The organism is Paenibacillus sp. HW567, assembly GCF_000374185.1.
In the GTDB taxonomy this organism is placed as follows: Bacteria; Bacillota; Bacilli; order Paenibacillales; family Paenibacillaceae; genus Paenibacillus_AQ.
On the sequence record NZ_KB910518.1, the window covers coordinates 4,121,922 to 4,134,784 of the forward strand.

Annotated in this window: 9 protein-coding genes and 1 pseudogene; 3 read left to right on the forward strand and 7 right to left on the reverse strand. The window is 48.9% G+C overall.

The window, feature by feature from the left end:
- Positions 1–38: 38 nt before the first annotated feature.
- Both B212_RS0118650 and B212_RS0118655 read left to right on the forward strand, forming a co-directional pair.
- Positions 39–335 carry a transposase gene (locus tag B212_RS0118650; RefSeq protein WP_019908958.1) on the forward strand — a complete coding sequence of 99 codons (297 nt, stop codon included), beginning with the start codon at positions 39–41 and terminating at the stop codon, positions 333–335.
- Positions 332–1,219, forward strand: a pseudogene (locus B212_RS0118655) (IS3 family transposase); the annotation flags it as partial. The gene B212_RS0118650 and the pseudogene B212_RS0118655, both read left to right, overlap by 4 nt.
- Here the strand turns inward: B212_RS0118655 and B212_RS0118660 are convergent.
- From B212_RS0118660 to B212_RS0118680, 5 genes are all read right to left on the reverse strand, one after another.
- A complete protein-coding gene (locus tag B212_RS0118660) occupies positions 1,202–1,555 on the reverse strand; it encodes a hypothetical protein (RefSeq protein ID WP_019912504.1) in 354 nt (117 codons plus the stop codon). The pseudogene B212_RS0118655 and the gene B212_RS0118660 sit on opposite strands and share 18 nt — an antisense overlap.
- 65 nt (positions 1,556–1,620) lie before the next feature.
- Entirely contained in the window at positions 1,621–3,120 is a 1,500-nt protein-coding gene (locus tag B212_RS0118665) for an alpha-N-arabinofuranosidase (protein WP_019912505.1), read from the reverse strand.
- A 29-nt stretch (positions 3,121–3,149) separates the two neighbouring features.
- Positions 3,150–4,064, reverse strand: coding sequence for a carbohydrate ABC transporter permease (locus B212_RS0118670; protein ID WP_019912507.1), 915 nt, complete (start codon positions 4,062–4,064; stop codon positions 3,150–3,152).
- 53 nt (positions 4,065–4,117) lie between these two features.
- Positions 4,118–4,996 (reverse strand): carbohydrate ABC transporter permease, encoded by an 879-nt coding sequence (locus B212_RS0118675; RefSeq protein ID WP_019912509.1) that lies wholly within the window; start codon positions 4,994–4,996, stop codon positions 4,118–4,120.
- Positions 4,997–5,076: 80 nt separating this feature from the next.
- On the reverse strand, positions 5,077–6,318 hold the full coding sequence (locus B212_RS0118680; protein WP_019912510.1) for an extracellular solute-binding protein: 1,242 nt from the start codon (positions 6,316–6,318) through the stop codon (positions 5,077–5,079).
- A gap of 405 nt (positions 6,319–6,723) precedes the next feature.
- On the opposite strand from B212_RS0118680, the gene B212_RS31855 reads away from it, so the two are divergent.
- Positions 6,724–7,680, forward strand: a complete 957-nt coding sequence (locus B212_RS31855) for an ArsR/SmtB family transcription factor (RefSeq protein WP_019912512.1) — start codon at positions 6,724–6,726, stop codon at positions 7,678–7,680.
- An 83-nt stretch (positions 7,681–7,763) separates the two neighbouring features.
- Here B212_RS31855 and B212_RS0118690 read toward each other — a convergent pair whose 3' ends face one another.
- Together B212_RS0118690 and B212_RS33930 are read right to left on the reverse strand one after the other, a co-directional pair.
- Entirely contained in the window at positions 7,764–8,588 is an 825-nt protein-coding gene (locus B212_RS0118690) for a LamG domain-containing protein (RefSeq protein WP_084673317.1), read from the reverse strand.
- A 6-nt stretch (positions 8,589–8,594) separates the two neighbouring features.
- On the reverse strand, positions 8,595–12,569 hold the full coding sequence (locus B212_RS33930) for a LamG-like jellyroll fold domain-containing protein (RefSeq protein WP_019912514.1): 3,975 nt from the start codon (positions 12,567–12,569) through the stop codon (positions 8,595–8,597).
- Positions 12,570–12,863: the final 294 nt, after the last annotated feature.

Below are 12,863 nucleotides of genomic sequence, written 5' to 3' on the forward strand. Positions count from 1 at the left end.
CATGAGATAATGAGCTTACACGAAAGAGGTGTCCGAGAATGAAAGAAGTACGACAGAGCTATAATGAAGACTTCAAACGACAGACGGTACAGTTCATCCAGGGCCAAACGAAGTCGATTCCGGAGTTATCCGTGGAGCTGGGGGTCCCCGTGGGAACGCTGCGCCAATGGATGCGTAAATATCGTCAATGGAAACATGAGCCTGCAGCCGTTGGGGAAACGGTCCAGCAGCAGGCCAAGCTTTTAAAACAACAAGAAGCAGAAATTCAGGATCTGAAAGAAGAGCTCGCCATCTTAAAAAAAGCCGTGCACATCTTCAGCAAGGAAAGAAACTAACTTTCCAATTTATCGAAGATCATCGCTCCACCTTCCGATTAGAGAAGATGTGCCAAGTCCTTCAGGTGTCAAAGAGCGGATATTACAAATGGCTAGCGCAAAAAGGTCAGGAGAATAGCATCCAGAAGCGAAGAGAGACCCTTACTTCCCGCCTCACGTGGCTTTTTCACGACCATAACGGCGTCTACGGAAGCCCTAAACTTACCGATATCCTTCGGAAGGAAGGGTGGAAGGTGTCTGAGCGCCTGGTAGGCAAGCTTATGCGGGAGCAAGGGCTTCGTTCCTGTAGCGCGCAAAAATATAAGGTGCAGACGACAGACTCCAACCACGAGTATCCTATTGCCCCCAATCATTTGGATCAGACTTTTGTGACGACGGCTCCGAACAAGGTGTGGATGGTAGACATTACGTATATTCGTTGCAAGGAAAGCCGGTTGTATTTAGCGAGCGTTATGGACTTGTATACTCGAAAGATCGTGGGCTGGAAGCTGTACGACCACATGAAAAAAGAATTAGTCCTCGAAGCCTTACAGGAAGCCTATAAGGCAAAGAAACCACCGGAAGGGTTGATCCATCATTCCGACCAGGGGGCGCAGTATGCTTCTACGGAGTACCGCGAGCAGCTCGTCACCTACAAAATGAAGGCAAGTATGAGTCGAAAGGGAAACTGTTACGATAATGCGTGTATCGAGTCGTTCCACAGTGTGCTGAAAAAAGAGTGTGTGTACCGTACCCGGTTTAAGACCAAGCAAGAAGCACAGCAGAAAATCTTTGAGTATATTGAGCTCTTTTACAACCGGAAACGCATTCATGGTTCTTTAGGTTATCTATCACCAGACCGGTTTGAGTCCCAGTACTACAAGAATCTAAGTGCTTGCTCTTAAATAGTGTCCACTTTCTTGACAGAGGTCCATTTCTGCCGCTATTTCTGACCGGACCACCCGTTCTTGCTCGAACAACGGCATTTCTGCCGCTATTTCTGACCGGACCACCCGTTCTTGCTCCAACAGCGGCATTTCTGCCGCTATTTCTGACCGGACCACCCGTTCTTGCTCGAACAACGGCATTTCTACCGCTATTTCTGACCGGACCACCCGTTCTTGCTTGAACAACGGCATTTCTGCCGCTATTTCTGACCGGACCACCCAATCTTGCTTCAACACCGGCATTTCTGCCGCTATTTCTGACCGGACCACCCGTTCTTGCTTGAACAACGGCATTTCTGCCGCTATTTCTGATCAAACCAGCCTACCTTACGGTTTCCCTTGTTTTCCCTGTTTTCAGTTCATTTCTTAAGCGATTGCCCTGCACTTATAGTCAGGACAACAACGGATGCCGGTGGGAGCTGGCAGGCCAGTACTCCGTCCTTCAGAGCTGCTCCATTGTATGCGGTTGGAGCAACGGTCTCCGGCGACTCGAAGGTGTTGTGGGCATTCAAGTCCGTATGGGTCAGAATTTGCCCGGTTACGGTTCCAGCCGAAATTCCGGCAAGCTCAATAGTGAGGCTTGCGCTGTCCGCATGGCTCAGATTGCAGAGGGAAATGTACAGCTTGCCGGCTTCATCGCGGGAGGCTGATGCGCTTATCTGCGGAATAGAATCCTCTCCCATGCTGTAGACCGGACTCTCAAAAGCTACCTCCAGCAGCTCATTCTCCTGATGCACCTTATACATCTCGAAGACATGGTAAGTAGGCGTTAGCAGCATTTTGTCGCCTTCGGTCAGGATCAGCGCCTGCAGTACATTCACCATTTGAGCAATATTCGTCATCCGCACACGGCTGCTGTGATTCTGGAAAATATTCAGGTGTATTCCTGCTACGAGCGCATCCCTAAGGGTGTTCTGCTGATACAGGAATCCGGGATTTGTGCCCGGCTCGGACAGGAACCAGGTTCCCCATTCATCTATAATCAATCCTACCCGCTGCTCCGGATCGTATTTGTCCATAATCGCGGAATGACGGGTAATGAGCTCGTCCATATGGAGGGATTTCTTCATGGTCTCGAACCATTCGCCGTTATCGAAGCCAAGCGCGTAACGCTTCTCTTCCCAGCTTCCCGGGATGGTGTAGGAATGCAAGCTGAGACCGTCCATGAACTGTCCGGCTTCGCGCATCAGCACTTCCGTCCAGTTGTAGTCGTCCACATTGGCGCCCCCGGCGATTTTATAGAGCTTGTGATCTCCATAATTACGCGCATACGTCTGGTAACGGCGATACAGGTCTGCATAATATTCCGGACGCATGTTGCCTCCGCAGCCCCAGTTCTCGTTCCCCACGCCAAAATATGTAAGCCTCCACGGCTGCTCGCACCCATTATCGGCACGCCAGTTCGCCATTGGAGATTCCCCGTCAAAGGTCATATACTCTACCCATTCCGACATTTCCTGAACGGTGCCGCTGCCAACATTGCCGCAGATGTACGGCTCACAATCCAGCAGCTCGCAGAGCCGGAAAAATTCATGGGTGCCAAAGTGGTTGTTCTCCACCACTCCGCCCCAGTGGGTGTTGATCATGCGTTTGCGGGACTCGTGAAGGCCGATGCCGTCCTTCCAGTGATATTCGTCGGCGAAGCAGCCGCCAGGCCAGCGCAGCACAGGAATATCGAGCTTGCGCAGCGCGGAGATGACATCACTGCGGATGCCGTCCGTATTCGGAATAGGCGAATCCTTGCCGACCCAAATGCCTTCATAGATACATCTGCCGAGATGCTCGGCGAAATGTCCATAGATATTTTTATTGATTTTACTTTTAGGATGATCAGATTGGATGGTAAGCTTTGCAGTCATAGTTTCTCTCTCCTTGAGAAGCTTTATATTTAGCCTTTTATCCCTGAATTCAGATTAATGGATTGAACAAAGTACTTCTGCGCGAATAGGAACAACAGCAAGGTAGGAATAATCGCCAGAATTGCTGATCCCATCAATTGCCCGATCATACGGTAGTTTCCATAGATATCCTGCAGCAAAAGAAGTCCTGCCGTTACCGGCATTTTGTCAACATCCGTGAATACGATAACCGGCCACAGGAAGTCATTCCATGACCCCGTGAACGAGAACAAGGCGCATACGATCAGCACCGGCTTAATCAATGGCATAATGATCGACATGTAAATTCGGTAATGACTCGCACCGTCCACATGAGCCGATTCATCGAGCTCCTTCGGGATTCCGCTCATAAACTGTCTAACCAGAAAGATATTGCCCATGCCGGCCAGACCCGGAATAATCATCGCCCAGGAGGTGTTGACCCAGCCCAATGCGTCAATAATTTTGTAGGAAGGAATCAGATTCACTACCCCGGGAAAAAATGAAATCCCCAGCAGAGTGAAAAAGAGTGTGTCTCTTCCTCTAAATTTCATCCGCGAATAACCGTAGCCGGTTATTGAGATGACCACAACCACCAAAAACGTATGCAACGTGGCAATAAACAAGGAGTTCATGAGCCAACGCAGGATAGGAGCCGTAGAGGTGTTCTCCAAAATAGCAACAAAGTTATCAAAAATCCATTCCTTCGGAAACATCCTGAACCCCGAAGAAACTACTTCGGTCTGGGAACGGAAAGAGGTTGTGATTCCGAAAACAACAGGGATAATCCAAATTACACACAGCACGATCAAGAACAGATACGCTATATATTTTGAAACACTTATGCCAGAACCCTTGCTCTTCCCGCTGCTTTGTCCGTTTACAAGCGGACTTTTACTGTATTGCTCTGCCACCTGGTTTGCCATACGGGTACACCTGCCTTTTCAATTTCAATTGCTGGGCCATGCTTGATCAATACTTAAGCCGCATTACGGTTCATTACATAATATTGCAGAGCAGAGATGACCAAGATTACCAATCCCAGCAATACCGCCATCGCCGACGCCATTCCCGCAATGGATTCTCCGTTTCCGAAAGCCAGTTGGCGAATATACATCATCAGTACATGTGTGCTCTGATTCGGTCCGCCTTTTGTCATCATCAGCGGCTGGCCGAATACATTGAAGGCGCCTGCAGTGGTCATGACAAAGGTATAAATGAGCGGGAAACGAATGGAAGGCAACGTAATGCTCGCAAATCTGCGGATTGGTCCCGCTCCGTCTATTTCCGCTGATTCATACAAATCCTGGGCCACCCCGCTGATCGAGGCACGGTAAATAATCATGTTGCCTCCGACGCCGCCCCAGATCGTGATGATAATAATGAGAATCCAGGCATAAGGCTGGTGTGCCGGCCAGGAGACATTGGAACCGAACACGTTGCCGGCCATCCCAAGCTGCTTGTTGAAGAGAAGCAGCCAAATCAATGCGCCCGCAGAGATCGAGATCAGGCCCGGAATGTAGAGAATGGACTGGATCAGGCTTTTTCCTTTTACCTTCTTATGCTCCAGCGCAACGGCTATCAGCAGCGGAAGGATAATTAACAGCGGAACGCTCAGCAGAACAAATATGAAGGTGTTCTTCAGACCGTTGTTAAATTGCGTATGAAAAGTAGAACTGCTGTCGAAAAGGATGGTCCTATAGTTGTCCAATCCGACCCAGACCGGTTCATTCATTAAATTCCATTTCGTAAAAGACGCATATATCCCGTAGAACGTCGGCAGCAAAATAAATACAGCAAATAAGATGATATGGGGTCCTACAAAGAAAACAGGCGCCAAATTTAATTTCTTTTTCATAGGCATTCTTTTCTCCTTTGGCATGAAGCAATGTGCCGTAATCCGGCACATTGCTTCATACAATCATTTCCGTTTCTGTTTTACTTGGCGGCTCCGCCCGTTCCTTCGGCGATTTTATCCTCTACGAATTTTTGCATTGTTTTCAAGGTTTCATCAATATCAACGTTGCCGCGGACAATATCCCCGCAATACGTATCAATTGCTTCGGCAATGTATGGATAGTATTCATAAGTGTAGATGTAGAGAGATTTAATTTCTTTTTCATTGGATGTGAAGAAGGACTGCATGTAGTTCTTGAATTCCGGACTTTCGTTAACCTTCTTACTGGCTACGATTTGTCCCGCTTTGGCCCACTCAATTGAATTCTCGCGGATGTATTCCAGGAATTTGCCGATGCCTGCTACCTTTTCCTCGGATCTGTCTTTATTCTTCAGCATAGCGAACATGTGGGAAGAGGATCTGTTGGTGAACTTATCCGCGGTTGGCGAATACACGTTGGTTACACCGAAGTTGAGGCCCTCTACCTTGGCATGTGCCGTTGAGCTCCATGTACCGTCTGTGGAGAACAGCACTTTTCCGGATTGGAACATCAGGTATCCGTCTTCGCCAAATGGCGTCATCAGACCGGCATCGTTGATTTTCTTCACATTTTCAAAGGCTTGCTTCATTACCGGAGTGTCAACGGCAGGCTTGCCGTTCTCCTGGATATCACCGCCGAGATCCTGAACCTGCCCAAGAATTACCCAGCCGAGCAACGCGTCATTTACGACATAATCGCCTTCCTGCATTTTGCCTTGCAAGGACAGCATTTCATCAATGGTAACGACATTATCATCGAGGAAGGATTCCGCATTGTACTTCTTGAGCAAATCTTTATTGTAGTACATTACGTTACTGTGAATATCGAGAGGTACGGAATACTGGGTTCCGTCAATGGTTCCGGTTGACCAGGCCTGCGGCAGGTAATTCTCCTGCTTGATTTCAGGCTGTGCCGTTGTTACTGCTGTCATTGGCTCCAGTTGACCCTGCTTAACATATCCGGGAATCCGGTCAGCGTGGATAATCGACAAATCCGGCACGCCTTTACCGGAGTTCAGAACCGTAGAAATCTTTGTATACATATCCGCAGTGACTACATGCTTTACTTTAATCTCCGGGTTTGTCGCATTGTAGTCCTTCACGAGTTGATCCATGTAAGCACCGTCATCACCGGTAAGCGGCGTCCAGAACGTAATCGTCTTTTTGTCATCGTTCCCGCAGCCTGCCAATAATGTTGATAAAAGAACAAGCGATAATAATGATAAACCCCACTTTTTCTTCACACTTTTTCCTCCTAATGAAATAATGTAGTGAATTACATAAGCGATTACCCCTCATTTCGCATATTAGTTAAATAATTAAAAAATGTTTGAATGTATTCGCTTACAGTTATAAAATAGCATATATAAACCTGAAAGTAAACACAAAAATATAAAACTATTTATATACATTCAAACTAAACATAAAAAAAGCGTATTTTCTGAAATAATTCGCTTGTTTTCAGATATTAATCCCCTTTTTTATTCAAATAAATATAAAAATAAAATTAAGATCACTCTAGATTATATCTTAATTTTAATTATATATAACAAATAAAGGAAGGAGGCTTTCCTTTTTAGATCAATTAGTTTATAATTTTATAAAATAGTTTTTTTCTAATGACGTTTGCGGAGGAAGGTACTGAAACTATGATTTATATTAAAGATTTAATGAGTGGCATTGATATCTTCAAGGCACTCAGCTCGGAGATCCGGATTCAGATTTTGGAGCTGCTCGCGGGTAACCAGGAACTCAACCTGAATGAAATTGCCAAAAGGCTGAATCTCAGCAATGGCGCCATCACCATGCATATTAAGAAGCTGGAAGAAAGCGGATTGATTGAGATCAATACCTCCGTAGGCAAACACGGCATCCAGAAGGTCTGCTATCTGAACAAGGATAAGCTTATGGTGGATCTTCGCAGCAAGGATGTTAACAACCTGTATGAGGTTGAGATTCAGGTAGGACATTATAGCAACTACCAGGCGGTGCCTACCTGCGGACTCGCTACGAAGAACAGCATTATCGGCGACTTCGACGAACCGCGGTACTTCGCCGATCCCCAGCGGATTGATTCCGAGATTATCTGGATGGCGGAAGGATTTCTGGAATACCGGATTCCGAACTATCTGAAGGCCAACCAAACCTTCCGTGAAATTCAGTTCTCTATGGAGATTGGTTCAGAGGCCCCCGGCTTCAGCGACAACTACCCTTCGGATCTGTATTTCTATGTAAACGGTATCGAAATTGGGTTCTGGACCAGCCCCGGTGATTTCGGAGATACCCGCGGTACCTTCAATCCTGACTGGTGGCCGCCCCATCTCAATCAATACGGAATGCTGAAGCTTATCCGCATCAACAATGAGGGAAGCTTCATCGACGGCTGCCGCATCTCGGATATTACGCTGGATGATATCAAGCTGGATTATAAAAGCGAGCTGACCTTCCGCATCGCCGTTACCGACAAGCCGGTCAACAAACGCGGACTGACCATTTACGGCAAGCATTTCGGCAACTACAGCCAGGATCTGCTGGCGCGGGTGCTATACGATGTACATGAGGTTGGAGACGGAGAGAAAAATCTCACCACCTCGACTGGCGAGTAACTCCCATAACCATATAAAACCTTATATTTCAAACAAGCGGAGTCATATGCGACTCCGCTTGTTTGCGCTTTGATATATTTCTGTCAGTTCACGTTATAATCAGCCAATACTTCATCTGCGGTGAGACTGTTGTTATATATCTTCACTTCGTCAATCATGCCCTTGAATGGCACATCCCAATAATTGATCCCCAGCGCAAATACGCCGTTATTATCCGTGAACACATTCGGGAAATTCTTGCCTGAGAACTTCTCTACCCCGTTGATGTAGACCTTCACTGTGCCGTCATCGACTGTGAACGCCACGTGCGTCCATTCATTGGCCGGAATCTGCATGCCGGTAAGCGCATCGTACCACTTCTCGCCGGACCACAGCAGCGTTTTATCGGCCCCCCTCTGCGGAACGAAGCTAATCCACCGATTGCCGGATGCCGCTCCGAAGAAAGCCGTCGTATAATCCGTAAGCTGATCAGCCTTCAGCCACATTGATACAGAATAAGATTTGCTGTTAATCAATCCCTTGGGCAGCACGATGCCGGATTTCCCATCAAAGACCGCTGCCTGACCGGCAATGCCGTTGCCGTAAGTGATGCTTCCGACTGTCGGACTATCCAGCTTTGCTCCGGCGACACTGCCTGCACCGGACAATTGCAAGAAATCATTCAAATTGCCTTCAAAGCTATATTGCGCCACTTTTCCGTCTGTAACTTTTACAGCATAACTGCCCTTCACGCTGTTGCCGTCTGTCGAGGCTGCCGTAATCACAGCTTCGCCAAGCTTCAGCGCCGTTACAGCTCCTGTCACCGGATCAACTGCCGCTACCGCAGGATTACTTGAACTCCATACGAGCGCCTTATTGGCTGCGTTGGCGGGGAGGATGGTTGCCACAGGTGTAAAAGTATTTCTCACCGCTATTTATTTTTGCGCCGCAGCGAAGGTTATAGAGCTTACCTTGACATTGGTATCCGGCTCACCATTCACCAGCCAGCCTACGGCTTCTGCGGATAATGCCTTTTCATATACACGCAGCTTGTCGATCATCCCTTGATACGGAACATCCCAGTAGTTGACGCCAAGGGCGAATACCCCGTCCTCCCCGCTGAATACATCCGTAAATCCGGTTCCGGTAGATTTAAGATCACCGTTAAGATACATTTTGACGGTTCCGGCATCATAGGTGAAGGCCACATGCGACCACTGGCCTGTCCCGATCTGCACGCCCAGATCCGCGTCGAGCCAAGCCTCGCTGCCGAACCACAAGCGTGTCGTAGCTCCGCCATTCCCGTACGGCAACAGGCTAATCCAGTTCGCATCCGATTTTGCGCCAAAGAACGCTGTCGTAAACGGTGTCAAGGTGTCCGGACGCAGCCACATGCTCACGGTATACTCGCTGCCATGAATCAGTCCGTCCGGAAGGCGGACACCGGAGCTGCCGTCGAATCTGGCTGCTTTGCCATCTTTTCCAGCCTCATAATTAATGGTTCCGCCCGTATTATTGGCCCGGTTCCCGGTCACCTCGCCTTTTGCAGCACGCTCTCCGGCTTCAGCGAGATTGTCCTCGAAGTCATATGCGGCCACCAGGCCGTCCTCCAGCAAGCTGCCGCTCTGCTCTACGACAACAACCGTAAAGGCCTTGGCTGCCGTTGCCGCGCCCAGCTTGACTGTAGCTGTCAATTCGACAGTAGCATTCCCGCTTCCATGCTCCGGCCGGGTAACCTTCCCGTCATTGCCAACTACAGCATTGTTAGAGGATGACCATGTAATCGTTGCTCCGTGAACACCTTCTACCGGCAGAGTAAGGCTTCTGTAAACCTTGCTTGTGTCGCCTAAGGTTAAGCCCTTCGCAACATTGGCTACCAATTGCTCATCGCTCAGGCTTTCGAGCTGGCTGCCCCATACTGCGACTCCTTGCTCCGACATGGCCGTGAACGTCATGACCTTCGCCTGACGGGTCGAATCCCACAGCTTCACGAATACACCCTTGTACAGATTCTGCACCTTGCTGCCGTTCACGGTCTCATCGAGTAGCAGGTGAGCATAATAATCGCCCTTCAGCTCCCAGGTTCCGGTCACCGATCCGGTGACGGTTCCGTCTTCGTTCAGCTCCATATCCACGGTAGGCTTGATCTTTGCTGTAACATCCTTGCCGTGGTTAATGAATTGATAGGCTCCGGCCAGCTCCTTCTGCTGAACCTTGCCGATCGTTTCACCAGAATAGCGGTGCGGCGCTACCACCGGCCAGCCGTCCTCGTTCATGAACATTTGATGCACCCGCAGCTCATGCGATTCGCCGCGCAGCGGGAAGCGGGTATGAAAGAAATTGAAGAGCTTGCCTTTCTCCGCATCGTAATATACGGAGTTATGTCCTGATGACACATAACCGTAGGTTTGGAAATTCGGATCGCCGTTCACATTCGTGAACATGAAGTTGCCGAGCAGCTTGTTGCCGTATGCCGCATTATTGGTCTGGTTCGGCTGCGCCGCATCCTGTCCTGCTGCATCTTTATACGGACCGTCCGGGTTCTTGGAACGGAACAGCCGCATGCTGTAGCCGCCATCGGCAGCAAGACCGCCGTAGGTTACGTACAGGTAGTAATAATCGGTATTTTTATCGTAGGTTACGTATGGACCCTCACCCGATTTTGTATTGCCGCCGGAAATATGGGTTCCGAAATAACGGTCGATCAGCCTGCCGTCGGCTGTTGTTCCATCTTTTCCCGGATACTTAGGTTTACCAGTAACAGGATCAATCTCCAGAATGAAAATACCGCCCGACCACGAGCCGTAAGTCATCCACAGCTTGCCTTCCTTGTCATAGAACACATTCGGATCAATTGCGTTCGTGTATACTTTGTTCTTATATGCACCCGCCGCATCGAACCAGTTCGGATTCATCCCTTCCAGCGTTCCGTCTTTGATCAGCGCAGGAATGTTCGTGTTTTCCCACTGTTTGTTAATCTTGCTCTTGGCATCATAAGCTTCCGTCAGCGTAAACCCGGAGTAAATGACCGTATTGCCATAGGTGTAAGGTCCCTCGATCTTCTGGGAAACGGCAAAACCGATTGCCGAACGGATATAGGTGGAGGAGGTGCAATAGAACAGCATGTAAGCACCCTGTGTGCCGTCTGCATTCTTATAATCCTTATTCCAAAAAACATCCGGTGCCCACACGGAAAAACCGTTCGTGCTGTCAGAATCATTTTCTCCCGCCCAGGCAAAGGATTCTGCAAGATTCTTGGAAAGATCCCCGTACAGAACATTGTCCGGCGTGGTGTAACCGTTAGTGAACCGTGTCCAGTTCATCAGGTCACTGGATTTGGCGGCATCAATATGTGAACCGAACACATAATAGGTGCTGCCATCCTTGACTATGGAAGGATCGTGTACTGATACGTTTGTAAAAGCTGGTGCAGTTGACACTGGCGTTGGTACCGGCGTTGGTACCGGTGTTGCAGTTGCTGTTGGTGTGGCTGTAGCGACCGGTGTGGCTGTTGGTGTTAAAGCCGGTGTCGCTGCGGGCGATTCTACAGGTGTTGCTGCTGGCGTTGCTACAGGTGTTGCCGAGGTGCCGCCGGAGCCTGTATTAGCTGTAGCTGCCGGGGATGGGGATGCCGCAGCGCCCGGAGTCACAAATTTGATATTGTTGCTGTATTTATCGCTATAGGACACTTTTCCGGCACCCTGAACATTAATCACGAAGCTCCCGTTGGCAATGAGATTTTTAATTTCCGCACCGGCTTCCACATGCAGTTCCGCTTTTTGATTCATTGTCATTTCAGCGATGCTGCCTTTGTTCAAATACAGCGATGGCTCGCCCAGCGCCCTCACATCTACGGATGGAAAGCTGCCGCTAAATTGAACCGCTGATTGTGCCGGCAATGTGCCCTCAACTACAACCGGGCCAAAGCCTCCGCCAGTCGCTGAAGCTTCTTCCTCCAGCTTGACACCGGAATGAACCCGGACGTTATTCACCGTGCTCGTTCCCTGGGTCAGGACCCGGAGCTTACCGTTCTGCTTATTCACAACCAGCTCCGGGATCGCGGTATTGTTCAGCGTTACGCTGTTCTCGCCTCCGCCGTTCACAAATACCTTGCCGCCTACGTCCACATTGTCCAGCGTCACGTCGCCTTCCCCAATGCCTTCGGTCAAATACAGGTTCCCGGAGATTTTGGAATCCTTCAATACGACACCGGAAGTACTGATGATCATATTGCGGGCTGTAACGCCAGTAAGTGTACCGCTTTGATTGGCAATTTCCCCGGCAAGACTGCCGATCATGCGCAGGGCTTCAGCTCTCGTAACGGACTTTTCTCCCCTGAAGCTGCCGTCCGCATAGCCGCCCAAGTATCCTTCCCCGAACAAGGACAGCACCGCTTCCTGACTCCATGACGGCAAATCCGCAGCATCTTTTGGTGAGGGGCCGCCTGCCGGAGCGGTTAACTTGAACAGTCTGAACAGCATCACAGCCGCTTCCTGGCGGCTTACCGTCTGATCCGGGCGAAACGTGCCATCGCTGTAGCCTGATACATACCCGGCAGCCGCCGCTTTTTGGATATCGCTTGCTATGGATGCTGAAACATCAGTGAAATTGACTTCAGCTTCAGCCTGCAAATGAAAAACCCGGTTTACAAGTGACACCCACTCCAGCCGGGTGATGTCCTGATCAGGCTTGTACACGCCATTGCCATAACCGGAGATTAGTCCTTTATCCGCCCATGTCTGAAACTCCTTTTGCGCCCAGTGGCCCGTATAATCGGTCACCTGCTTCTGCGCAACCTGCCCAAGCTGTTTGAAATCGCTTGCAGGCGCGGCTGCGGAAATCATCGTTGAAGGCACAACCAGGGCCAACGCAAGCAGCGAAGCAGTGAATTTGCCAATGTTCTTTTTCAAAGTATAAATTCCTCCAATGCAAAAGTGTAAATATTACTAACCGGATGAATACTCAACAATCACGCAACGGGTATAGTTGTCTTCTCCCAACCTCCCTTCTTCACCGCACAATATAAAACGCTTTCAGTGCGTTCTAAAAAAATGCAGAGGGGTTTTGTTTTAAATAATTATAAATAGAAAATCGAATCTCGACTTTTCTCGGTTTTATTTTAACTACAGTATCAACAGATAGTCAATTAGAATTTTTAAAATAAATAAATCTTTTTATATTTTTATGGATTATAGTCCAAACAA

Bases quoted from the DNA above. Each gene is read 5' to 3' on its own strand.
- B212_RS0118650 (WP_019908958.1), top strand. From the start codon at position 39: ATGAAAGAAGTACGACAGAGCTATAATGAAGACTTCAAACGACAGACG.
- B212_RS0118660 (WP_019912504.1), bottom strand. From the start codon at position 1,555: ATGCCGTTGTTCAAGCAAGAACGGGTGGTCCGGTCAGAAATAGCGGCA.
- B212_RS0118665 (WP_019912505.1), bottom strand. From the start codon at position 3,120: ATGACTGCAAAGCTTACCATCCAATCTGATCATCCTAAAAGTAAAATC.
- B212_RS0118670 (WP_019912507.1), bottom strand. From the start codon at position 4,064: ATGGCAAACCAGGTGGCAGAGCAATACAGTAAAAGTCCGCTTGTAAAC.
- B212_RS0118675 (WP_019912509.1), bottom strand. From the start codon at position 4,996: ATGAAAAAGAAATTAAATTTGGCGCCTGTTTTCTTTGTAGGACCCCAT.
- B212_RS31855 (WP_019912512.1), top strand. From the start codon at position 6,724: ATGATTTATATTAAAGATTTAATGAGTGGCATTGATATCTTCAAGGCA.